The sequence below is a fragment of the Streptomyces sp. NPDC028928 genome, from assembly GCF_055564915.1.
Map to the genome: position 1 here is coordinate 441,969 of NZ_JBVHVI010000006.1, position 22,095 is coordinate 464,063.

Sequence of the window (22,095 nt, forward strand, 5' to 3'; positions counted from 1 at the left end):
GCCGGCGGCCGAGTCAGCCGGCGGCGCGGAGAGCCGCGATGCGCTGGTCGAGCCGGCGCAGCGCCATGTCGCCCCACTGGAGGTTCTCCCGCTCGAACGCCATCCCGCGCATCAAGGTGAGGTACGGGCCGATGCGCTCGGCCTCCGCGAAGAACGCCTCCTCCGAGCGCCCGTCGAGCAGCCGCTGCCGGATCCGTTCGTAGCGGTCCAGCTTGGCCATGGCCCAGTCCATGCGTTCGGCGATGGCCGCCCGTACCGCCTCGATGTCGCCGGCGTCCAGGGACTGCACCTTGACCATCAGCTCGTCCCGGATCACCGAAGGCCGGCCCGCAGGCTCGGCCGTGTAGGCGCGTACGGCCTCCCGTCCGGCGTCGGTCAGCGAGAACAGCCGCTTGTTGGGGCGGCGCTCCTGCTGGACGACGCGCGCCGAGACCAGCCCCTCGGCCTCCATGCGCTCCAGCTCCCGGTAGAGCTGCTGGGGCGTCGTCATCCAGAAGTTGGCGACCGTCGCGTCGAAGCCCTTCGCGAGGTCGTAGCCGGATGCGTCGCCCTCCAGAAGGGCGGCCATCACCGCGTTCCGCAAAGCCATGGGCCACAAGCTAGCACCGTGGTGACTAGTCAACGGAGTGATGGTCTGGCGATCCAGCCCGCTCCACCCGTGGACATTCCCTTCACCGCCGACGTAGCCTGCCATCCTTACCTAGGCAATTTGTTGAGTATCCGAGGTGGCGCATGCATTCCTTCCGCGAGGCCGTCGAGAGCGGCGACATGGACGCCGCCGCCGGCCTGCTGGCCGACGACGTCGTCTTCACCAGTCCGGTCGCCTTCAAGCCGTACGCGGGCAAGGCGATCACCGCGGCGATCCTGCGCGGTGTGTCCCGTGTCTTCGAGGACTTCACCTACGTCCGTGAGATCGCGAACCCCGACGGCCGTGACCACGCCCTCGTCTTCACCGCCACCGTCGCCGGCAAGCAGCTCCAGGGCTGCGACTTCCTGCACCTGGACGAGAACGGCAAGATCGACGAGTTCACGGTCATGGTGCGTCCGCTGTCCGCCGCGCAGGCGCTGGCCGAGGCCATGGGCGCCGAGTTCGAGCGGATCGCGCGGGAGGCAGCCGGGCAGTGACGCGGCTCAGCAGGCCGGGCGCGTGCTCTGTGCCGGGTCCAGGGCGTTGAGGACCAGACGGGCCGCGACCGGGTCGTAGCTGATGTCGATGTGGTCGCTGGTGTTGCTGAGGCAGTACGTCTGCACGGTCCGATTGCTGACGTTGGCGGCCGGCCCGAGGTAGGACGAGGTGAAGGGCGTGACCACCTGGTCGTGGACCGTGGTGATGACGGCGTAGTCGACGTCCGGGGCCACGCCGCCACCGGAGTTGAGGTCCTTGAGGAAGTCCGAGCCCACGACCTGCTGCTCGCAGGAGGTACAGGAGCCTTCGAGGAGCGCGCCGGCCCCGGGCATCGCGCGGGCCATGAGGCCCAGGCCCTGGAAGGTGGTGCCGTGGTTGGGCGGGGTCAGTGCGACAAGCTTGGCCACCTTGGCCGCGCCGCCGAGTCTGTCGACGTAGTAGCGGGGCATCATCCCGCCCTGGGAGTGGCCCACCAGGTCCACTTTGGCCGCGCCGGTCGCCGTACGCACCCGGTCCACGAAGGTGGCGAGCTGTCCGGCGGAGGCGGCGATGTCGCCCGTGCCCTTCAGCGGGGCGAGGTCCGGGGCGCCGTAGTTGAGCGCGTAGACGCAGTACCCGGCGCGCTTCAGGCGGGGCGCGAGCGCGGCCCAGTTGGCGTAGCGGTTCTCGAAGGTGCCGTGCACCAGGACGACCGGGTTCGGATGGGCCTGGCCGGGACGGCAGGACCAGTCGTTCACGCCGGCGGGCGCGGCCGTGGGGTGGGCGAGGGAGTAACCGAACGCGGAGGTGAAGTCGCTCTGTTCGGGGCCCTGCGCGTCGGTGGCGGTGGACGTCGTGCCGGTGGTCTGGGCGTACGTGCCCGCGGTGTGGCGCGCGCCGCCCGCGTCCGCCGGGTCCTGCGCGGCCTCGGCGTGGCCGCGGGCCAGGGAGGTCAGGCCCAGGCCGAGGGCGACCGCGAGGCCCGTGGCACCCGCGGTCAGTCCGCGTCGGCGCCGTGCGCGCCGGCGGTCGCGCGGACGGAGGGGTGTGGTCCCGTTGCCGTTCATGCTGGATCTCCTTGTCCCAGGGCGCCGGTGCGGCCCGCGGTACGACGGGGCCACGGGAGTTACCGGCGCGTAGCATCGGGATCACGCTGGACTCAGGGCCTCGGCCGGCACCAGCGATGCGGCGCGGACCACGGAAAAGATGTCATTCGCATGACACTTCTGCGTGACGGCGGCGCAACACGGCGACACCGCCGGGCACGCTGGCGGGCGGGGAAAGGAGGCGATGTCGATGCAGGTGCCGGACGAGGTGTTCACCCGTCGCCCCTGGCACGAACTTCCGCCGGGGCTCGCCGTGGTGCTGCGGCCGAGGATGGACGCGATCGCCACGGACATGATCGACGTCATCAGGGACGAGGTGCCCGCCTACCGGAGGCCGCTCGACTCCGCGCTCGGACGGGACCTGGCCGGTTCCGTACGCCGGGCGATCGGTCAGTTCGTGGAGCTGACGGCGGAACCGCACAGCCGGCAGGAGCACCACGTACGGCACTTCCGCACGCTGGGCCGGCTGGAGTTCCTCAACGGGCGCACCACCGACGCCCTCCAGGCCGCCTTCCGGGTGGGCGCGCGCGTCGGCGCCCGGCTCTACGCCGAGACCGCGCAGTCCGCCTCGCTGCCGCTGGAGGTGGTGATGCCGCTGCACGAGGCGGTGCTGACCCATATCAACGTCCTGTCGAACGAGTCGGTGAAGGGCTACGCCGCCGCCCAGGCCATGGCGGAGGGCGGGCTCCAGCGCAGCCGCCGGACGCTGGCCGCGTGCCTGCTGGACCAGCAGCGCGCGACCCGGCGGGACGTGGTGGAGAGCCTCGCCCGGCAGGCGCGGTGGCCCGTGCCGGACGCGGTCGCCTGCCTGCTGGTGCGCGAAGGCGCCGGCGGAGGGCGGCTGTCCGGGCTGGGACAGGAGCGCGGCGCGGACGTCCTCGCGCTGACCCACGGCGCCGATCTGGTACTGATCGTCCCCGACCCGGAGAGCGACGGCACGGTGGAGCGGCTGCGGACGGCCGTACGCGGGCGCACGGCGGCGCTGGGCCCGTCGGTGCCGCCCCGGGACGCATGGGTGTCCCTGCACTGCGCCCGCCTGATGCTGGCCGGCCACGCCTCCACCGCGACCAAGGACGCGGCGGCCGACGGCGGCGCGTTCGTCAGGGCGGGCGACGGGCTGGCGGAGGCACATCTGCGCCACGGCGTCCACATCGGGCGGCTGCTCGGCGACCGGACGCTCGGCGTGCTGCGCGACCTCCCGCCCGGGCGGGCCGCACGGCTGGCGGAGACCCTCGACGCCCTGCTGATGTCGTGGAGCCGTACGGCCCCGGAGGTGGCACGGGCGCTGGACATCCACCCGCAGACGGCACGCAAGCGGCTGCGGCGGCTGGAGGAACTGTTCGGGGACCGGCTGAGCGACCCCGCCTTCCGTTTCGAGGCGCTGCTGGCGCTGCGCACACGGGCGTTGACCGCACCCCGTGCTTGACCGGTGTCACGGCAGGGCAGGAGGGCCCCATGACTGTCCTCCCCAAGGAGATCCGCGAACGGATCGAAGCCCCGGAGATCTGGTACGTCGCCACGGTGGACGCCGACGGGGCGCCGCATGTCAGCCCGATGTGGGTCGGGCTCGACGGCGACCTCGTCTTCTTCAACACCGCGGTCGGGCGCGTCAAGGAGCGCAACCTCCGCCGTGACCCGCGGGTCTGCCTGTCCCACGCCGACCGCGCCGACCCGTACGACCGTGTCCAGATACGCGGACGTGTGGTCCGGTTCGTGGAGGGCCCGGAGGCGGACCGGAACATGGACCGGCTGGCGGCCACCTACGTCGGCACCGAGCGGTTCGAGTGGGGGATCCCGGGCGAACGCCGTGTCGTCGCCTACGTCGAGCCGACGAGGGTACGGCACGTGGTCGGCGTCGAACCCATGCCGCCGGGTGCACCCGGAGCCGTGTGACGCTCACCGCCTCACCCGGAACGGACCGGTGAGGCGGTGAGTCCGGCACACCTCAGGTGGTGCAGCCGATCGAACCGGCGGGGACGTTGTTGCCGGTCGAGGTGGCGGTGAAGCCGAAGGTGACGCTGCCGTCGGCGGGTACGACCCGGTTGTGGTCCGCGTTGCGGACCGTGACCGTGCCGTCGGCGGCGGTGGACTGCGTGCCGTTCCACAGGCTGCTGATCCTGGTGCCCGCTCCCGGCTGCCAGGACACGGCCCAGCCGTCGAGCGGCTCCGTGCCGTGGTTCATGACCTCGACGGATGCCTGGAAGCCACCGTTCCAGGAGTTCACCACGGAGTAGACGGCCATGCAGGACCCGGTGTGCGGATCCGAAGGCGTCGGCGTCGGGGTCGGGGTGGGCGTGGGCGTCGGTGTGCCGCCGGAGCCGCGGATGCCCGTGACCTCACCGTGGCCGCCGTCGAAGACGATGTCCGAGCAGGAGAAGAAGTTCTCCTGGCTGTCCGAGCGGACCCACTGGATGAAGACCAGGGCGTCACCGGAGCGGCCGGCGGGGAGCTTCAGGTCCCAGTAGTAGTGGCCGCCGTCGGTGCCCGGCGACCCCTGCTGCGGCGGGTTGCTGACCGTCTGGATCAGTTCCAGGTCGGCCCAGCGCAGGGCGGAGGTGGGTGACCAGCCCTGTTTGGTGACGTAGACCCGGAAGTCCCCCGGATGCGCCGCCCAGTTGCTGTACTGGGCCTGGATCGTGGCCCCGCTGGTCAGATGGGTCCGCGGCCAGTCCGAGCGGGCCGCGTTGTAGGCGCGGAAGTCGTACGGGGACCGGTCGCCCGCACTGCACAGCGTGCCGTCCGGGACGTAACCGGCGCCCCGGCCCCCGGCGTTCGAGTCGAGCACGGCGAACCAGTTGTACAGCGCCGTCGCACCGCTCTTGGCCAGCGCGTCCTTGCACGCCGGGTTGGTCGGGTCCAGCCCGCCCGTCGTCGTGTGCGCGTCCAGGTAGCACAGGTAGGTGCGGGACCCGGGCAGCATCGCCACCCCGTGCGCCTGCGCGCTGGTCTGCCCCAGCAGGGTCAGGGCGAGCGCCGCCAGCAGCGTCGACAGGGCCGCTGCCGCCGACATGAGCTTGTTGCGTCGAGCCACGTTCTGCTCCTCTCGGTTCGGATCAGGCGGGCGGTGCGCCCCAGGCGGTCGTCGTACCGAGGTACGCGGGGATCGCCGGGGCGTCGGTGTACGTCGTGGCGGTGCCGTGACTGTGGTCGTCGGTCTCGTCGAAGGCCGACCAGTCGGACTTGGCCAGCCGCAGTTGCAGGTCTCCCGTGCTCTGGGCGGCGGCGAGGGTGCCGCTCGCGAAGCCCACTTCGAGGTAGGCGTCGGCGCCCGCGACCGGCGTGGTGAGGGGGACGACCTTCAGCTTCACGGTGCCGCAGCCGACGGCCGCGTAGTCGCACCAGGCGTTGACGGTGGAGGAGCCGCCGTCGCGGGTGAAGTAGTAGCGGGCCGTGACCTTGGTCAGGTCGACGGAGGAGGTACCGGTGTTCACGATCCGGAGGCCGGGCCGGATCGCGTTGTCGGTGGCCGAGGAGTCGTTGTTCTTGTAGCGGACCTTGAGCCCGCCCGACGGGGCGGGCGTGCCACCGGAGGTGGTGACGCTCAGCGCGGCCGAGGACGCGGAGACGTTCCCGGCGGCGTCGCGGGCGCGCACGGTGTAGCTGTACGACGTCCCGGCGCTGAGCCCGGTGTCCGTGAAGGCGGTGCCGGTCACGGCCGTGACCTTCGTGCCGTCGCGGTAGACGTCGTACCCGCTCACACCGGTGTCGTCGGTGGACGCGGTCCAGGACAGGGAGACGCTGGTCGCGGTCGTGGTGGTGGCCTTCAGACCGGTCGGCGCGGTGGGCGCGGTGGTGTCACCGCCCGGGGTGCCGCCGTCGTCCGCGGGCACGGCAGGGTAGGCGTTGCGCACGAGCATCGCGAACTGCTCGGGGAACCAGTGCCCGGCCAGCGGGGCGCCGGGCAGCGCGCCGGTCTTGTTGTTGCCCGCGTTGGGTGCCGTGTACGTCGGGTCGCACATGGGGTCCAGGCGCTTGCCCTCGTCGTTGGGGATGTCGGTGCTCGCACCGTCCGACTCGCCCGGCGGCTTGACCCACAGGAACGCGTCGAGGTGGGAGTCCGGGTGACCGGCGGGCGCCGCCTGCGGGGGCTGCCCCAGTCCGGCACCGCTGACGTTGCACCACAGGCCCCGGTGGACCCGGCGGTCGACGCGGGACTCGGTGACATAGGTGTCGAGGGTGGTGCTGGTGCTCTCCGCCGTCGGACGCCCGGCGCCGCCCCACCCGTTGCGGGAGGTGTCGATCACCATGCCGGTCGACGCGGGCCAGCCGGCCGCGACGAGCGCCCGGTGGACGTTCCTGGTGAAGTCCGACTCGTCGAAATTCGGGTTCCACTCGTAGAACTTCCCGGACTTGACCATGTTCCCGCCGACCGTCTTGTCGGGGTCGGTCAGGAAGGGCTCCTCCAGCGGGGTGTAGTTGGAGACGTTGGTGACCAGCCCGTCGACGCTGGACAGCCCGGCGGCGGTGCCCTTGGCGACGTCCGTGTACAACTGCACGGTCTGGGTCAGGTTGGTGTCCCAGCCGAGCCAGCCGGAGTGCGCGAAGTCCAGGTAGGTGTAGACGTTGGGGAGCGCGTGCAGCCGGTCCAGGGCGTACTGGATGCCCTGGACGTAGATCCCGCTGCTCTTGGCCTGGGCGCACTCGGGGTCGGCGGTGTTCGTCACCAGGTTGGGCAGGCCGTCCGGCTCGATCACCGTCGTGATGCGGATGTCCTGGTACTTCGGGTTCTTGAAGACGTTCGCGATGGCGTCGATGTACTCGCTCTTGTAGCGGGCGAGACCGGCCTGGGTGAGCGGGAGTTCGCCGTTGGAGGCGAGGGCCGCGCAGTCCCGGCCGGGCAGGTCGTACACCACGAACGTCGCGGTGATCGGCTGTCCGGGTTTCTTCTGGGCCAGCGCCAGGTCGAGGTGGTCGGCGAGGCTCTTGCGGCCGGCGTTGGCGTCCCCGCCGCCGATGGCGGCGATCCGGTCCAGCCACACGGCGGTGGGATAGCCGCCCACCTTCCGCATCCTCGCCTTGAGCGTGGCGTCGGAGGTCTGTGCCGCCGAGGTGCCGACGAGATCGGTGTAGTCGGGGTTGACGTAGAACGAGGCGCCGGCGAACGGGTTGTCGACGTGGGTCTCCGCGGCGGCCGCGGGGTGTGCGGTGAACTGGCCGGTCAGGCCCAGGGCCAGGGCGGCGAGCGCCGCGCCCAGCGAGGCCGCCCGGCGCCGTCGGCGCCCTGGTCCGGGCCGGTGTGCCGGCGGTTCGTGGGTGGCGGGTGTCATGTGTCCTCCTCGTGGGTGCGGGTGGTACGAGGCGGTGCTGCCGGTGGCGCGCGCTCAGCTGCCGGCGCAGTGGAGGCCGGGGGTGCCGGCGGTGCCGTCCGCGGTGAAGCCGAACGAGGTGGTGCCGCCCGGCTGCAGGGAGCCGTTGAACGCGGCGTTGCGGACGGTGGCCCGGCCGCCGGCCGTGGTCAGCGAACCGTTCCAGAGGCTGGTGACGCGGGAGCCGCCCAGGTCCCAGTCCACCGACCAGCCCGTCAGCGCGGCGGAGCCGGTGTTCTCGACGGTGACCTCCGCCTGGTAGCCGCCCTGCCAGGACGACGTGGTGCGGAACCGCGCGGTGCACGCCCCCGGCGCCGGCGTGGGCGTTGGCGTGGGGTCGGCACCGGAGTAGGTCAGCCCGTACCCGTACGGGAACAGCGGGTCCTTGCCGTCGCCGTCGTTGACGGGCTCCTGGGCGGACGTCCGCGGCCAGCTCACCGGCAGCTTCCCGGTGGGGGCGTGGTCGCCGAAGAGGACGTCGGACACACCGGCGCCCTCCGTCCCGGGCAGCCAGGCGGCCAGCAGCGCCTTCCAGTCGGGCAGTTGGGCGGAGACGTCCAGCGGACGGCCGGAGACCAGGACCACGACGACCGGCACCCCGCTCGCCCTCAGCCGGGCGAGGGTCCCCAGGTCCTCCTGGTCCAGCCCGAGGCCGCCCGGCCGGTCGCCCCGGCCCTCGGCGTACGGGGTCTCGCCGACCACGGCGACGGCGGCCCGGTAACTGGAGTCGATGCCGTTGCCGTACCGGTCGTAGGTGACCCGGGACGGGTCGGTGACGGCGGCCCGGATACCCTGCAGGACCGTGGTGCCGTCGGTGACGGGACCGCTGCGGCCCTGCCAGCCGACGGTCCAGCCCCCGCTCTGGTTGCCGATCTCGTCGGCGGACTTGCCGGCGACGAACAGCTTGGCCGACTTCGGCAGGGGCAGCACACCGCCCTCGTTCTTCAGCAGCACCTGCGAGGCGCGCACCGCCTGCCGGGCCAGCTCCCGGTGCGCGGCCGAGCCGACCGTGGCGGTGTACGAGCGGTCGGTGAACGGCCGCTCGAACAAGCCGAGTTGGAACTTCTTGGTGAGGATGCGCCGGTTGGCGTCGTCGATCCGGGACTGCGGGACGCGGCCCGCGGTGACCTCGCCGCGCAGCAGGGTGAGGAACTTCTTGTAGTCGTGCGGGACCATCACCATGTCGACGCCCGCGTTGACGGCCGTGGTGATCTCGGCGCCGGTGAAGCCGCTCTGCCCGTCGAGCTGGTCGACCGCGGCCCAGTCGGACACGACGAACCCGCTGAAGGCGAGTTCGCCCTTCAGTACGTCGGTCACCAGGTACGTGTTGGCGTGTGACCGCACCCCGTTCCAGCTGCTGTACGACAGCATCACCGCGCCCACCCCGCGGCGCACCGCCTCCTTGAACGGCGGAAGGTGGACGGCGCGCAGCTCGGCCTCGGACAGCCTGGTGTCGCCCTGGTCCACGCCGCCCGCGGTGCCGCCGTCGCCGAGGTAGTGCTTGGCGGTGGCGAGCACGGGCGCCGGCCCCGCGCCGAGGGTGTCGCCCTGCAGGCCGGTGATGAACGTGGTGAGGGCGGCGGGCAGTTCGGGCGTCTCGCCGTACGACTCGTAGGTACGGCCCCAGCGGTCGTCGCGGGCCACGCACAGGCACGGTGCGAAGTCCCAGTCGATGCCGGTGCCCGACACCTCCTCGGCCACCGCCCGCCCGATCCGCTGGACGAGCGCGGGATCGCGGGTGGCGCCGAGGCCGATGTTGTGCGGGAACAGGGTGGCCCCGCGGACCGCGTTGTGGCCGTGCACGGCGTCGATCCCGTAGATCATCGGGATGCCGAGCGGTGTGGTCAGTGCGGTGCGCTGCAGTGAGTCGTAGGTGTCGGCCCAGGTCTGGGCGTTGTTGGGGCTGACGGTCGAGTCGCCGCCGGACAGGACGGATCCGATGCGGTAGGCGGCGAGGTCGGACTGCGGGACGAGGGCGTCCTTCTCGATCTGCGTCATCTGGCCGAGCTTGTCGTCCAGGGTCATGCGCGACAGCAGGTCGGTGACGCGGTCCGGCACGGGTAAGGACGCGTCCTGGTAGGGGAGGACCGCGGCCGGTGCGGTCACGGGCTCCGGTGCGGCCGCGGCCGGCGCGGTGAGGGCCAGGGCCGCGGCACACGCGGCCAGGGCCGTCAGCGGGCGGCGGGGGGCGGGCAGGCGGCTCATGGGGGTGGGCCTTTCCTGGAAGGGGCCGGGAGCGGGGCGCCTGTGGAACCGGGACCCGCCCGATCGGCGGGGCGGGACGAGCGGGTCCCGGGGCTGGTGGGGTGCGCGGTGCGGTGCCGGTACGGTGCGCCGCGCTGGGCGGCGCGGTGGGTGCGGCGGGTCACCCGGTGGCGCAGGCGGTCCCGTTCAGGCTGAACCCGGAGGGCTTGGCGAAGCTGCCGGCGTAGCTGCCCTGGAACCCGAAGGACACCTGGCCGCCGGGTGCGATCTGCGCGTTGTAGGCGAGGGCGCTCGCCGTGACCGCGCCCGAGGACGGCGTCACTCCGGCCCCCCAGGCGCTGGTGATCCGCTGCCCCGAGGGCAGGGTGAAGGCCAGCTTCCAGCCGCTGACGGGGGAGGAGCCGGTGTTGGTGATGGTGACGTCGGCGGTGAAACCGCCCTGCCAGACGTTCGTCGCGTACGCCACCTTGCAGGCCGCCGGACTGCCGGAGCCGCCGCTGCCGGTCTCGACCGTGGAGGAGAACGAGTTCACGGCGAGGCCGGCGCCGTTCTGCCAGGGTTCGAAGCCCGCCTGCACACTGGTCAGATACCAGCTGTCCTGCGCCAGCCCCCGGGAGACGGCCTGCCGGACGAAGTCCATGACGTCGAAGCTCCAGCTGGTGATCGCCGACGGCGCGACGAAGGACAGGACGTCGTTGGAGCCGTTGTTGCCGGACCACACCTGCCATGAGCGCCCGGCGACGGTGGCGGTGCCGACCTGCGAGCCCACCGGCTGGATGGAGCCGACCTTGTTGAACCACACCATGATCTCGGTCTTGTTGACGCCGTCGGTGCGGGGCGTGGGGTCGAGCCAGATGTCGTAGGCGGCGTCGTACACCGCGTTGCTCACGTAGCTGTACGAGATGCTGGTGGGCGCGCCGGCGATGGTGTCGAGCCGCGCCGGGAGCTTGGTTCCGGGCGAGCAGTTGGTGTAGTGGCAGCCGTTGAAGACGGACGGGTACGACTTCGGGGCGCCGTTCGTCGGGACCGAGCCGTCGGCCTGGGTGACGCGGAATCCGGAGTCGGTGACGGTGATGCACTGGGCGTCGCTGGTGCCCCAGCGGTTGTTCTGGACGACGTAGCGGTCCTGGATCGTCGCCGACCCGAACTGTTCGCAGATCGTGGTGTCGGCCTGGGCCGCCGGGGCGACGGTGAGCAGCGCCGCGACGGCTGCCAGGGCGGTGAGGAGCGCGCCGAACAGGCCGCGCGTTCCACGGACATGGTGCTTGGACGGTCGCATGCGGGTCCTCTCCATGACGGTGGGGAGGTTGCGGGAGCGCTCCCAGGGGCGTATGGATGGGAGCGCTCCCATTTCCTCCGTTGGGCAGGGACTGTAGGGAGAGTTCATGTCCCTGACAAGACTCGACGCGGAGGGAGTGTCGAAGAACTTTCGAAGCCGCAGCTCAGGCGGTGGGCGTGCGGCGGGCGGGAGCGTTTTGGGAGCGCTCCCGATGCCGGTCAGGCCGAGTCGCGCACCACCAGCTCGGTACGGAGGACCACGTGCCGCCATGCCACGGACGACTCCTCCAGCTCCTCCAGGAGCAGCCGCACCATGGCCCGCCCGATCTCCTCCAGCGGCTGCCGTACGGTGGTCAGCCGCGGCTCGGTCCGCTCGGCCAGCGGGAAGTCGTCGAAGCCGATGACGGCGACGTCCTCCGGGACCCTCCGGCCCGCCGCGCGCAGCGCCTCCAGGGCACCGGCGGCCGTGGTGTCGGAGGCGGCGAGGACGCCGTCGATCTCCGGGTGCCGCTCGATCAGCCGGGCCATGGCGCGCCGGCCGCTCTCCTCGGTGAAATCGCCCTCGGCGGCCCAGGACGGCCGCGCCTCGAGACCGGCCTGGGCCAGGGCCTCGCGGTAGCCGCGCAGCCGGCACTGGGTGACGTACATGTCGAGCGGCCCGGTGATCGTCGCGATCCTCCGCCGGCCCGACTCCAGCAGATGGGCGACCGCGCTGCGGGCGCCGCCGACGTTGTCCGCGTCGACGTAGCTGACATGCTCGTCGGCCGAGCGGCGGCCCAGCAGGACGGTGGGCAGCCGGGCCTCGGCGAGCATGTCGGGCAGCGGATCGTCGGCGTGCACGGACATCAGCAGCACCCCGTCGACCCGGCCGCCGCGGGCGAACTCCAGGAAACGCCGCCGCTCGGTGTCCGAGCGGACCAGTGTCAGCAGCAGCTGCATGCCGGTGTCCGTCAGGGCGTCGCCGATCGAGGTGACGATCTCGGAGAAGAAGGGCTCCGCGAAGTTCCGCCAGTCCGGCTCCGTCATGACGAGCGCGACCGCGTCGGCGCGTCGGCCGGCGAGCGAACGGGCCGCGAGATTCGGCACGTAACCCAGTTCCGCGATGGCCTGCTGTACGGCCCGGCGTGTCGACTCCTTCACGCCCGCTTCGTTGTTGACGACGCGGGAGACGGTGCCCCGGCCCACTCCGGCGTGAGCGGCCACCTCCTCCAGCGTCGGCGTGCCAGGGCGCCGCTTGCCCATGACCACCTCCCCCCACGAGATCACCGATATTACGGCTCCCGCGGCGGCGGGCCCACAGCGTGTCCCCCGCGGGGGACGCGGGCGGGACGCCACACCCGTACGGACCGGCCGGCGTCAGATGTCCAGGGCGTCGAGCAGGGCCGACGGGTCCGGTTCCGTGGTGCTGTCCAGGGTCTGTTCGGCCCAGATGACCTTGCCGCGCGCCGCGTAGCGGGTACCCCAGATGTCCGCGAACTGGGAGACCAGGAACAGACCGCGGCCGCCCTCGTCGGTGGTGGCCGCGCGGCGCAGCCGGGGAGAGGTGTTGCTGCCGTCCGACACCTCGCAGACCAGGGTCCGGCCCAGCAGCAGCCTGACCCGTACGGGCGGGGCGCCGTACCGGATCGCGTTGGTGAGGAGTTCGCTGAGGATCAGCTCCGTGGCGAACGCCGTCCCCTCCAGCTCCCAGTCGGCGAGCCGCCGGCTCACCTCCCTGCGCACCCGGGGCACGGCCTCGACATCGAACGGTACGTCCCAGGTCGCCACGCACGAGGGGGCGAGCCGCCGGGTCCGGGCGACCAGCAGCGCCACGTCGTCACTGGGGTGCGCGGGCAGCATCGTCTCCACGAGGGCGCGGCAGGTGTCCTCCGGTGCGAGGTCCGGACGGGCGATGGCCGAGGAGAGCAGCTCCAGGCCCTCGTCGATGTCCCGTCCCCGGTTCTCGATCAGTCCGTCGGTGAACAGGACGAGACGACTGCCCTCGGGCAGGTCCAGCTCCCCGGCCTCGAAGGGATGCCCGCCCACTCCCAGGGGCGGCGACAGGGGGAGGTCGGGGAAGGTCACCCTGCCCTGGGGATCCACCACGGCGGGCGCGAGGTGTCCGGCGCGGGACAGGGTGCAGTGGCCGCCGACCGGGTCGTAGATGACGTAGAGGCAAGTGGCCCCGGTCAGGGGTACCCGGTCGTCGTCGGCGGCGGTCGCGCCCTGCGCGTCCAGCCGGGTCACCATCTCGTCCAGGTGGCCGAGCAGTTCGTCCGGGGCCAGGTCCAGCGAGGAGAAGTTCAGTACGGCCGTGCGCAGCCGCCCCATGGTCACCGCGGCCTGCAGCCCGTGCCCCACGATGTCACCGACGACCAGCGCCACGCGGAAGCCGGGCAGCGGGATGACGTCGAACCAGTCACCGCCCACGCCGGACCGCGCCGGCAGATAGCGCGAGGCGATCTCCAGCGCGTCCTGGTCCGGCAGGCCCAGCGGCAGCAGATTGCGCTGCAGCGTCACCGCCAGCTCGTGTTCGCGGGAGTACCGGCGCGCGTTGTCGATCGCGACGGCGGCCCGGGCCACCAGCTCCTCGGCCACGGCGACGTCCTCGTCCTCGAACCGGGGAGAGCCCGCGCCCCGCCAGAAGTTGACCATGCCGAGGACCACCCCGCGCGCCCGCAGCGGCACCGTGATCAGCGAGCTGATGCCGTAGTCCAGCGCCCGCTGGGCCCCCTCGGGATCCTGCGCCCGCCAGTCCTGGGCGGTGTGCAGGTCGGACACCAGGACGGCCTTCCCCCGGCGCAGCGCCGCCACCATCGGCGTGTCGGCCATCACGAACCGGATCACATCACCCACCGGCTGCAGGGGGTGCCCGGTCTGCGAGGCCCGCAGCGCGGTACGGCGCATCTCGTGGACCGCGCTGGTGGGCTCCTGGCCGCGCAGCACGGAATCGAGGAGTTCCACGGTGACGAAGTCGGCCATACGGGGGACCGCCACCTCCGACAGCTCCTCCGCCGTACGCCGTACGTCGAGGGTGGTGCCGATCCGCACGCCCGCCTCGTACAGGAACGACAGCCGGCCCCGCGCGACCTCCGCCTGGCCGGAAAGGGCCCTCAGCTCCGTGGTGTCACGGAAGGTGGCCACCAGTCCTTGAGCGCCGCCGTACGGGGCGGTGGGCCGGACGTTCACCGCCAGCAGCCGGTCCCCGGCCGGGATGACCTCGTCGGTCGCGGTCGCCTCCGACTCCAGCAACCGGGTGAGACGCGGCCCCAGGCCCAGCTCCCGCACCTGCCGCTGGTCGGCTTTCCCGGGCAGGCCCAGCAGCCGGTGCGCCTCGTCGTTGGCGAGCAGGACACGGCCGTCGCCGTCGAGGATCAGCACCCCCTCGCGCACCGCGTGGAGCACGGCGTCGTGGTGTTCGTACATCCGGGTCATCTCGGCCGGGCCGAGTCCGTGGGTCTGGCGCAGCAGGCGGCGGCTGACCAGGGCCGCGCCGCCGGTCGCCAGGAGGAGCGCCCCCGCGGCCGCGCCGAGCAGCATCGGCAGCTGCTGGTTCAGCACCTCGCTGACGTTGGCGTACTCGATCCCGGCGGTGACCATGCCGACGACGCGCCTGCTGGCGTCCGTCACGGGGACGACCGCGCGGACGGCGTCGGTGGGCCGGCCGTGGAACGTCTCGGTGAACGTCTCGCCCGCGATGGCCCGGCCGACGCCCTGGGCCTTGGTACCGATGAGAGAGGTGTCGGGGTCGGTGAGCCGGACCCCGTGCCTGTCCAGGACGGTGATGAAGTCGACGCCGGAGCCCTTGCGGGCCTGCTCCGCCGCCGGTTGCAGCCGGTCCGTGGGATCGGGCGACCGCAGCGCGAGGGCCGTTCCGGGTGCGTGCGCGAAGGCCTCCGCCGCGGCCAGGGAGCGTTCCTCGGCGGTGCGCTGGGCGTCGTACCGGCCCTGCACCACCAGAGCGGCGGCGGCCACCGTGACCAGCACCAGCATGATCAGCGCCTGGAGCAGGAAGACCTGCGCGGCGAGCGTGCGGACGCTCAGGGACGACGAGAGGCGGCGTCCGCGTGACGGCCAGGGCCCTCGTCCACGGGACGGATCGGATGACCCACGTGTGCCGGGCGGCGGCGCCGCGCTTGCCGATGGCCAGCGGGAACGTCCGCTCATCTCCCTTTTCTAGCACTGGAACTCCGTGGGCGGCGACCGGTGTACCCACCGATGGCGCACGCCCACGGCAGATGGGCGACGCGCTCGACCGGGGGGGTCCTGGACGGGACGTACCGGGGGCGGAACGAACATGCCGTGGAGTGGAGCAATCACCGGCGCGCCGTGAGCCCGCGGACCAGGCTGGGCGTATGCCGAAGCCTGGACATACCGGTCGGGAGCCGGAGGACGGTGCCGGTGCGCGGACGCGGTTGCCGGCGCCCCCGGCATGGATGCGGTGGCTGCCGGTCCTGTACGTCGTGGCCCTTCTGCTGCTGGAGCCCGCGACCCCCGTGCAGTGGCCGGTGAGCTTCGTACTGATCGCCCTTCCCCTCGTGGCCGCCTTCGCCCACGGCCCGCTCGTCGTCGCCGGCGCCACGGTGTTCGCCATCGTCCTGGAGGGCGTCCTGGCCGGCACCCCGTGCTGTGCGGGCCGCTCGGTCGGCTATCTGTGGGACCGTCACTACGTCGCCGCCTACATCTGCACCGCCCTGGTCGGCGTCCTCGGCACGATCCTGGCCGCGCACCGCACGCGCCGGGAGCGCACCCTGGCCGACGTCCGGTTCGTGGCCGACATCGCCCAACGGGTCCTGCTCCGACCGGTTCCGCACCGGATCGGCACGCTCCAGCTGGAGAGCCTCTACCTGTCGGCCGCGGCGGAGGCCCGCATCGGCGGCGATCTCTACGAGGCCGTCCCCACCCGGTACGGGGTCCGGCTGCTCATCGGTGACGTCCGGGGCAAGGGCCTGCTCGCGGTGGAGACGGCCGCCGCGCTGCTCGGCGCGTTCCGCGAGGCGGCGTTCGACGAACCCGCTCTGCCCGCGCTGGCCGACCGGGTGGAGACGAGCATGAACCGCAGGGCGATGCTGCTGGGCGGGAGCGAGGTGGGCGAACGGTTCGTCACCGCCGTCTTCGCCGAGATTCCCCCGAAGGACCCGCTGATCCGCGTCGTCAACTGCGGCCACCCGCCCCCGGTCCTCCTGCGGGCCGGGGAGGTACGGGAACTGGACAGCGGCCGCTCGGCCCCGCCGCTCAACCTCGGCATGCTGGTCGGGGAGCCGTACCACGTCGACGACTACCCCCTGCGGCCCGGCGACCAGCTGCTGCTGTACACGGACGGCATCACGGAGACCCGCGACGCGGCCGGCTCCTTCTACCCCCTGCTGCGGCGCCTCGCTTCCTGGTGCTCCCTTCCGCCCCGGGAACTGCTGGAACGGCTCCACCACGATCTGCTGGACTACAGCGGCGACCGGCTGCAGGACGACATCGCGGCGCTCGCCGTCTGCCTCTGCGCCGACGCGCCGTCCGTACCGCCGCCGTCCTCGGCCGGCTGAGCGGAGCCGTGGCTCAGAAGGCCGTGTGGGCGAACCAGCGGTCGAGGACCGTGATGTCCCCCGAGACGTCGAAGGCGGGCTCCTGGTACGACCGCCGGCCGTAGAGCAGCAGCAGAAGGTCCTCCGCCCGCCCCTGCACCGCCACGGTGTGCGGCGCGGACGCCGTGTCGCCGCCGGTGCGCGGCAGCAACCGGAATCCGTCCGGGTCCAGGCGCACCCGCCACTCCTCGCCGGACGCGCCGTCGTCGCCCGCGCACCGGAACACGAGGGTCTCGCCGTCGCCGCGCAGCTTCGTCACACCGGGAGCGAAGATCCCCGCGTACGGCAGGTTGGCCAGGAACTCGTCCACCCCGTCCGCGGCGAGCACGGGATCCACGGCCGGTGCGTGGCCGACGGCACGCTCCGCGTCCACCCGGTGCACCAGCGTCTCGTAGAGCATCCGGCGGGCCCAGAACCGCGCGTGCCGGTCCTCGCCCCACGCCCACATCGCCGCACCGGGATCCGTGTCCCGCAGCACGGCCGCCACCTCGGGCACCCCCGCCGCCACCCAGTCGGCCAGCTCCCGCACGTCCTCGGGCATCCCCAGCTCCACGTCCCGGCTGCGCGGCGGCTCCTGCACCCGCCGGGTCAGCAGTGAGCAGAACCAGCGCTGCAGCGCCCCCACGTGCCGGGTGAGGTCGGCCAGCGCCCAGTCCGGGCAGGCGGGCACGGCGCTCGCGGGGTCGGCGTCCCGCACCACCCCGACGAACCGTCGCGTCTCCCGCTCGATCGCCTCACGGTAGGTGTCGTACGGCAGAGGATGCCCCGCCCCGCTCGTCGTCGCCATCTGCTGCCGCCGTTCCGTCCTGGGCATCGCTGCCCGCCTTCTCGTGACGACCAGTGTGGCCGCTGGAGTCCACTCGAAGGCAAGTCGGCCCGGCTAGGCACCGGTGACACCGGGGCTGCGGTACGCCGTCGGCGGCCGGCCGAGGAGTTTCCCGAAGGCCGCCGTGTACGCGGCGGGGTTGTCGTAGCCCAGCATGGCCGCGACGCGCGTGACGGGCGTGCCCGCTGCGAGGTGCGGCAGGGAGTGCAGGACGCAGGCGCGTTGCCGCCACTGCGAGAAGCTCAGGCCGGTGCCGCGCCGGAACAGACGGGCGAGGGTGCGTTCGCTGATGTTGAGGGCGGCGCACCACCGCGCGGGCGGGTCGTGGACGTCCGGCTGCCGCAGGAACGCCTCGCACAGGGCCCGCAGCCTCGGATCGGCCGGCAGCGGCACATCGAGCGGCAGCGGGGTGAGGCTCCTGAGCTCGTGCAGGATCAGCGCGGCGACCGCCGCGTCCCGGCTGTGCTCGGGGTAGCGCGGCTCCATCTCGACGGCCTCCAGGATCAGCGCCCGGAGCAGGGCGGAGACGTCGACGGCCTGGCAGCGGGCGGGAAACCACGGCACGGCGGCGGGTTCGATGTAGAGGCTGCGCGTGCTGACCCCCGTCATCGTGACCTGATGGCTGGTCCTGGGCGGGATCAGCACGGCACGGGCGGTGGGAATCGTCCAGCTGCCGTCCGCCGTCTCGACCCGCATGACACCGGTGGCCGCGTACAGGACCTGGGCGCGGCGGTGTTCGTGCCAGACGAGCAGGTGGTCAGAGGGGTAGTCGGTGCCGATGGCCAGCACGGCACGGTCGAGGTCGTCCACGTCCGCGACCGGGATGTTGCGCATGCCGTGAGATTACGTGCCACGGCCCGCCGTGTCTGCTCCGCGTAGGAACTCGGCACATCATCGATTGCCCGCCAGGCCGGCCGGTCCCTAGCGTCTCACCCGTGCTGACCTCGTTCCTCACCCTCCTGTTCTTCGGCTGCCTGACCGGCGTCACGACCGTGCTCTTCGGCTTCGGCGGCGGCTTCATCACGGTCCCCGTCGTGTACGGCGTCCTGACCGCCACGGCACGGCCGGCGGCGGACGCCATGCACATCGCGGTGGCCACCTCGGCGGCGGTCATGCTCGTGAACGCCGCGGCCGCGACGCTCGGCCAGTGGCGTCAGGGCCGGCTGCGCCGCGCGTACGTCTGGCCGCTGGCGGCGTACATCACGGTCGGCGCCGCAGCCGGGTCCTTCGCCGCCACCCTGGCCGGCGGTACGGCGCTGCGCCTGCTGTTCGCCGCCTATCTCCTGGTGACGATCGCCGACAGCCTGCTGCGGAAGGGCTTCCTCGCCCCGGCGCACCGGACGTGCCCCAGGCCCCTGGGCCGGGGCACCACCACCGTCGGCGGCATGGGCATCGGCCTGGTGGCCGCGGCCCTGGGAGTGGGCGGCAGTGTCATGACGGTTCCGCTGCTGCGCCGCAGGGGCCTGCCCATGGCCGACGCCGCCGCCATGGCCAACCCGCTGAGCGTCCCCGTCGCCGTGACCGGCACCCTGGTCTACGCCGTCGCCCCCACCGCCTCCGCCGGCCTCGGCCAGCTCGGCTACGTCGACCTCACCGCAGGCGCCGCCCTGCTCACCGGATCGCTCCCCACCATCGCCGTGGCCGGACGGCTCACCACGCGCGTCCCGGACCGCGTTCACTCCGTCGCGTACGTCGTGCTGCTCCTGGTCGTCCTGATCGTGATGGTGGCCGTGGGAGCCTGAGGGGCGGGCGCCTGCCGGCGTGAACGCCCGAGCTGTGCCGGGGTGTCATCCCGGGGCGACGGCGAGTTCGTCCACGACGGCCTGGAGACGGCCGCCGTGACGGTCCGCGATCCGCCGTTGGCGCGCCGAGCCGGTGCCCTGGCGCTGGACGTCGCTCAGCCAGTCGCCGACCCACCGGTCGTCGCCGTAGCGGCTGAGATGCGGCTCGACCCGTTTCCACAGTTCGTCCACCAGCCGGCCCACGGACGTGGGGGTGCAGTCGGGGGTGTGGGTGGCGGGCAGGGTGCCCTGTGTGCCGTGCCGGGCGGCCTGCCAGCACGCCGCCCTGAGCAGCAGGTCGGGGACGGCGGGTGCGGGTTCACCGGCGCGTACGGAGTCCACGGCGCAGCCGACGAGGGCGCGGACGAGGAGCGCGTAGGCCGTGGTGGCCGCGGGCTCCGGCAGCACGTCGGCGACGCGCACCTCCACGGTGGGAAGGTGCGGTGAGGGCCGGACGTGCCAGTAGACCATCGCCGGGTCCATCGCCGCCCCGGAGGCGACGAGCTGGCCGACGACCCGTTCGTGGTGGGCCGCGCTGTGCAGGAACGGCGGCGGGCCGGCCACGGGCCACCGGCCCCAGACCATGGAGCGCCAGCTGGCGTATCCGGTGTCCGTCCCGTCGCTGAACGGGGAGTTGCAGGTGACGGCCAGCAACAGGGGCATCCAGCCCCGGAGGTGGTTGACCGCTCCTACGGCCTCCTCCCGGTCGTCCACCCCGACATGCACGTGGCAGGCGTTCACCCCCTGATCGTGGGCCAGCGGCCCGAAGCGGCGGGCGAACGCGCGGTAGCGGGCCTTGTCCACGACGGGCGGCGGACCGGGCCTGCCGAGCACCGCGGTGCCGCTGGGCACCAGGAGGCAGTCGTACTCGGCCGCCGCCATGGCCGCGCCGCCGCGCAGCCGGACGATCTCCGCCGCCAGGTCCTCGGCGGTGCGGCACACCGCGCTGACCGTCTCCACCTGGGCCTGCGAGACCTCAGCCGTGGCATGCGGCGCGCCGAGGCGACCGCGCGCGGCACCCACCACGGCAGGGGCTCTGTGCACAGCCGCCCTGCTGTGCCGTCCGGCCAGGACGAACTCCTCCTCCACACCGACCGTCGGCGGCGCGGTCAGCCCCGCCGGGGACACGGGCGTACCGGCGGCGGCAGGGGTCACGGCATCAAGCGGCTCTGGCACGACCAGCCCTTCCGGGAGACACGGGGCACCGACGTCCGCACGGCGCTGGCTCTGCGCGGTCCTCGATCACTGCTGTCACGCTCGGAGACACGGGCCACTCCCTGTTCGAACAGCGGGTGGGCCCCTCATGGTCGCCCGGCCCCGAGGGCACGACAAGCGGCTACCCAGTCACCGTCAGGGCGCCCGCACCGCCCGCCCCCCGGGCCTGGCCGTGGACCGTGCCCCCCGGAGAAGGCGCAGGTCCGGCAGCGGTTCCCGTGCGGTGCGCCCCGGCGGACCGGTGCGCCGCGCTGCTCCACCGCGACGCACGCGCCCTGAGGGTCCTCCCCGTGTGGCCGAACTCCGACGCCGGGCCGGCGCCGCCGCCCACACGGCGCAGCGCGGCGCCTCCGCGTACCGGTGCGGTTCCCGCGGGCGGGGCCGTGTCGGCGAGCGCCGGCACGGCGAAGTGGCGTATTACTGGGAGGACTTGCTCAACTCCACCACCAGGGAGGCCGGATGCCGGGCCGTACGGAGTCGATCGAATCGATGGAGCAGCTCGCCGTGGTCTGGCGGGCCATGGTGCTCGACCGGGATCCCGGTGCCGACGTGCGGGACCTTCCGGGGATCGCCGTCCGCTGGGCCGACTGCCGGTTCTCCTTCTGGAACTGCGTCACGCTGACCGACGTCGACGCGGACGCGGCACTGGTCGAGCACCGGCTCGGTCAGGCGGCGGAGATCATGCGCTCCAAGCGGCACCCCGGGTTCCTGTGGCTCTTCGAGGACCTGCTCGGTGACGAGGCACGTGCCGGAGTGCGGACAGCGGCCGAGAAGGCGGGCCTGGAGTACGCGTTCCCGGGCACCGGCATGGCCGGCGACCTCCTGCCCGTCCCCGAGCCGTCCCACCCGGACCTGACCTTCGTACGCGTGACCACGGACGACCAGCTGCGGGCGTACGCGGACCTGAACTCCCGTGCCTACGGCTTCCCGCTGGAGGACGGCCGCGACGGGCTCCTCGGGTCCGTGCTGTGGAAGGACGAGGTCCACGCCTACCTGGGGCTGCGGGACGGTGACCCGGTGACGTGCGCGGCGACGGTGGAGGCGGACGGCCGCCTGTTCGTCGTGCTCGTCGCCACCGCCCCGGAATGGCAGCGCAGGGGCTACGGAGAGGCGGTGACCCGGAAGGCCCTGTACGAGGGCGCCCGAGCCACCGGCCTGACCCGGGCCACCCTGCACGCGACGGAGGCCGGGGCACCCGTGTATCCCCGCATCGGCTTCGAGCCGAACTCGCCGGTGCACTTCTACAGCCTCAAGGAGTGACACGACGGACCGGCCCGGTGCGACAGCCCCGGGCCGGTCCGTGATCGGCGGAAGCAGGCCCCTCAACTGAGGGACGGGGCCGGCGAGTCCCCCGGCCGCAGGCCCTGCCGGTCCGTCGGCAGCGCCTCCCCGGCGTCGGCCGTGTAGTCCTCCGGGCGCGTCGCGTCGATGCCCTCGGGAGCCTTCAGCGCCCTCAGGGCCCATGTGAGCACCACGGTGACGACGACGTTCAGGACGAACGCGGTGAGGCCGATGTAGCCGGTCTCGCCGATGCCGGGGATCTCCTTCGCCGAGCCGCCGAAGTGCTTCTGCGTCGGCGAGGCGACACCGTAGGCGGCGGCGGTGCCGTAGACCATGCCGGCGGCCCAGCCGGCCAGCAGGGCCCAGCGGTGGAACCAGCGGGTGAACAGACCGCCGACGAGGGCCGGGAAGGTCTGCAGGATCCAGATGCCGCCCAG

17 protein-coding genes and 1 pseudogene are annotated in these 22,095 nt (G+C 72.8%); 6 read left to right on the forward strand and 12 right to left on the reverse strand.

Features of this window, described 5'->3' with window-relative positions; genetic code table 11:
- Positions 1–13: 13 nt before the first annotated feature.
- A complete protein-coding gene (locus tag ACZ4U1_RS17730) occupies positions 14–589 on the reverse strand; it encodes a PadR family transcriptional regulator (protein ID WP_467904155.1) in 576 nt (191 codons plus the stop codon).
- Positions 590–732: 143 nt separating this feature from the next.
- On the opposite strand from ACZ4U1_RS17730, the gene ACZ4U1_RS17735 reads away from it, so the two are divergent.
- Positions 733–1,125 (forward strand): nuclear transport factor 2 family protein, encoded by a 393-nt coding sequence (locus tag ACZ4U1_RS17735; protein WP_467904157.1) that lies wholly within the window; start codon positions 733–735, stop codon positions 1,123–1,125.
- A gap of 6 nt (positions 1,126–1,131) precedes the next feature.
- Here ACZ4U1_RS17735 and ACZ4U1_RS17740 read toward each other — a convergent pair whose 3' ends face one another.
- Complete coding sequence (locus ACZ4U1_RS17740; protein ID WP_467904158.1) at positions 1,132–2,172, reverse strand: esterase/lipase family protein; 1,041 nt, start codon at positions 2,170–2,172, stop codon at positions 1,132–1,134.
- Between the two features lie 223 nt (positions 2,173–2,395).
- On the opposite strand from ACZ4U1_RS17740, the gene ACZ4U1_RS17745 reads away from it, so the two are divergent.
- Both ACZ4U1_RS17745 and ACZ4U1_RS17750 read left to right on the forward strand, forming a co-directional pair.
- On the forward strand, positions 2,396–3,637 hold the full coding sequence (locus ACZ4U1_RS17745) for a PucR-like N-terminal domain-containing protein (protein WP_467904160.1): 1,242 nt from the start codon (positions 2,396–2,398) through the stop codon (positions 3,635–3,637).
- Positions 3,638–3,666: 29 nt separating this feature from the next.
- A complete protein-coding gene (locus ACZ4U1_RS17750) occupies positions 3,667–4,104 on the forward strand; it encodes a PPOX class F420-dependent oxidoreductase (RefSeq protein ID WP_467904162.1) in 438 nt (145 codons plus the stop codon).
- Between the two features lie 52 nt (positions 4,105–4,156).
- Here the strand turns inward: ACZ4U1_RS17750 and ACZ4U1_RS17755 are convergent, their stop codons facing one another.
- From ACZ4U1_RS17755 to ACZ4U1_RS17780, 6 genes are all read right to left on the reverse strand, one after another.
- Positions 4,157–5,242, reverse strand: a complete 1,086-nt coding sequence (locus ACZ4U1_RS17755) for a lytic polysaccharide monooxygenase (protein ID WP_467904163.1) — start codon at positions 5,240–5,242, stop codon at positions 4,157–4,159.
- Positions 5,243–5,264: 22 nt separating this feature from the next.
- Entirely contained in the window at positions 5,265–7,478 is a 2,214-nt protein-coding gene (locus tag ACZ4U1_RS17760; RefSeq protein WP_467904165.1) for a glycoside hydrolase family 6 protein, read from the reverse strand.
- Positions 7,479–7,532: 54 nt separating this feature from the next.
- A complete protein-coding gene (locus ACZ4U1_RS17765) occupies positions 7,533–9,722 on the reverse strand; it encodes a glycoside hydrolase family 3 N-terminal domain-containing protein (RefSeq protein ID WP_467904167.1) in 2,190 nt (729 codons plus the stop codon).
- A 160-nt stretch (positions 9,723–9,882) separates the two neighbouring features.
- Positions 9,883–11,001 carry a glycoside hydrolase family 12 protein gene (locus ACZ4U1_RS17770; protein WP_467904168.1) on the reverse strand — a complete coding sequence of 373 codons (1,119 nt, stop codon included), beginning with the start codon at positions 10,999–11,001 and terminating at the stop codon, positions 9,883–9,885.
- Positions 11,002–11,219: 218 nt separating this feature from the next.
- Entirely contained in the window at positions 11,220–12,242 is a 1,023-nt protein-coding gene (locus tag ACZ4U1_RS17775) for a LacI family DNA-binding transcriptional regulator (RefSeq protein WP_467904169.1), read from the reverse strand.
- 114 nt (positions 12,243–12,356) lie between these two features.
- Positions 12,357–14,972 carry a SpoIIE family protein phosphatase gene (locus ACZ4U1_RS17780; protein WP_467904171.1) on the reverse strand — a complete coding sequence of 872 codons (2,616 nt, stop codon included), beginning with the start codon at positions 14,970–14,972 and terminating at the stop codon, positions 12,357–12,359.
- 443 nt (positions 14,973–15,415) lie between these two features.
- On the opposite strand from ACZ4U1_RS17780, the gene ACZ4U1_RS17785 reads away from it, so the two are divergent.
- Positions 15,416–16,516 (forward strand): PP2C family protein-serine/threonine phosphatase, encoded by a 1,101-nt coding sequence (locus tag ACZ4U1_RS17785; RefSeq protein WP_467904216.1) that lies wholly within the window; start codon positions 15,416–15,418, stop codon positions 16,514–16,516.
- Positions 16,517–16,529: 13 nt separating this feature from the next.
- Here ACZ4U1_RS17785 and ACZ4U1_RS17790 read toward each other — a convergent pair whose 3' ends face one another.
- Together ACZ4U1_RS17790 and ACZ4U1_RS17795 are read right to left on the reverse strand one after the other, a co-directional pair.
- Entirely contained in the window at positions 16,530–17,369 is an 840-nt protein-coding gene (locus tag ACZ4U1_RS17790; protein ID WP_467904172.1) for a maleylpyruvate isomerase family mycothiol-dependent enzyme, read from the reverse strand.
- A 66-nt stretch (positions 17,370–17,435) separates the two neighbouring features.
- Positions 17,436–18,215 carry an AraC family transcriptional regulator gene (locus ACZ4U1_RS17795; protein WP_467904173.1) on the reverse strand — a complete coding sequence of 260 codons (780 nt, stop codon included), beginning with the start codon at positions 18,213–18,215 and terminating at the stop codon, positions 17,436–17,438.
- A gap of 101 nt (positions 18,216–18,316) precedes the next feature.
- Between ACZ4U1_RS17795 and ACZ4U1_RS17800 the strand changes: the two genes are divergently transcribed.
- Positions 18,317–19,123 carry a sulfite exporter TauE/SafE family protein gene (locus ACZ4U1_RS17800; RefSeq protein WP_467904174.1) on the forward strand — a complete coding sequence of 269 codons (807 nt, stop codon included), beginning with the start codon at positions 18,317–18,319 and terminating at the stop codon, positions 19,121–19,123.
- A gap of 45 nt (positions 19,124–19,168) precedes the next feature.
- Here ACZ4U1_RS17800 and ACZ4U1_RS17805 read toward each other — a convergent pair whose 3' ends face one another.
- Positions 19,169–20,317 carry a carboxylate-amine ligase gene (locus ACZ4U1_RS17805; protein WP_467904175.1) on the reverse strand — a complete coding sequence of 383 codons (1,149 nt, stop codon included), beginning with the start codon at positions 20,315–20,317 and terminating at the stop codon, positions 19,169–19,171.
- Between the two features lie 519 nt (positions 20,318–20,836).
- On the opposite strand from ACZ4U1_RS17805, the gene ACZ4U1_RS17810 reads away from it, so the two are divergent.
- Positions 20,837–21,637, forward strand: coding sequence for a GNAT family N-acetyltransferase (locus tag ACZ4U1_RS17810; protein ID WP_467904177.1), 801 nt, complete (start codon positions 20,837–20,839; stop codon positions 21,635–21,637).
- Between the two features lie 62 nt (positions 21,638–21,699).
- Here ACZ4U1_RS17810 and ACZ4U1_RS17815 read toward each other — a convergent pair.
- Positions 21,700–22,095 (reverse strand): annotated as a pseudogene (locus ACZ4U1_RS17815) (sodium:solute symporter); the annotation flags it as partial.

Excerpts from the sequence above, each read along its gene's own strand:
- ACZ4U1_RS17730 (WP_467904155.1), bottom strand. The coding sequence starts at position 589 with ATGGCTTTGCGGAACGCGGTGATGGCCGCCCTTCTGGAGGGCGACGCA.
- ACZ4U1_RS17735 (WP_467904157.1), top strand. The coding sequence starts at position 733 with ATGCATTCCTTCCGCGAGGCCGTCGAGAGCGGCGACATGGACGCCGCC.
- ACZ4U1_RS17740 (WP_467904158.1), bottom strand. The coding sequence starts at position 2,172 with ATGAACGGCAACGGGACCACACCCCTCCGTCCGCGCGACCGCCGGCGC.
- ACZ4U1_RS17745 (WP_467904160.1), top strand. The coding sequence starts at position 2,396 with ATGTCGATGCAGGTGCCGGACGAGGTGTTCACCCGTCGCCCCTGGCAC.
- ACZ4U1_RS17750 (WP_467904162.1), top strand. The coding sequence starts at position 3,667 with ATGACTGTCCTCCCCAAGGAGATCCGCGAACGGATCGAAGCCCCGGAG.
- ACZ4U1_RS17760 (WP_467904165.1), bottom strand. The coding sequence starts at position 7,478 with ATGACACCCGCCACCCACGAACCGCCGGCACACCGGCCCGGACCAGGG.
- ACZ4U1_RS17765 (WP_467904167.1), bottom strand. The coding sequence starts at position 9,722 with ATGAGCCGCCTGCCCGCCCCCCGCCGCCCGCTGACGGCCCTGGCCGCG.
- ACZ4U1_RS17770 (WP_467904168.1), bottom strand. The coding sequence starts at position 11,001 with ATGCGACCGTCCAAGCACCATGTCCGTGGAACGCGCGGCCTGTTCGGC.
- ACZ4U1_RS17775 (WP_467904169.1), bottom strand. The coding sequence starts at position 12,242 with ATGGGCAAGCGGCGCCCTGGCACGCCGACGCTGGAGGAGGTGGCCGCT.
- ACZ4U1_RS17780 (WP_467904171.1), bottom strand. The coding sequence starts at position 14,972 with ATGCTGGTGCTGGTCACGGTGGCCGCCGCCGCTCTGGTGGTGCAGGGC.
- ACZ4U1_RS17785 (WP_467904216.1), top strand. The coding sequence starts at position 15,416 with ATGCGGTGGCTGCCGGTCCTGTACGTCGTGGCCCTTCTGCTGCTGGAG.
- ACZ4U1_RS17790 (WP_467904172.1), bottom strand. The coding sequence starts at position 17,369 with ATGCCCAGGACGGAACGGCGGCAGCAGATGGCGACGACGAGCGGGGCG.
- ACZ4U1_RS17795 (WP_467904173.1), bottom strand. The coding sequence starts at position 18,215 with ATGCGCAACATCCCGGTCGCGGACGTGGACGACCTCGACCGTGCCGTG.
- ACZ4U1_RS17810 (WP_467904177.1), top strand. The coding sequence starts at position 20,837 with ATGCCGGGCCGTACGGAGTCGATCGAATCGATGGAGCAGCTCGCCGTG.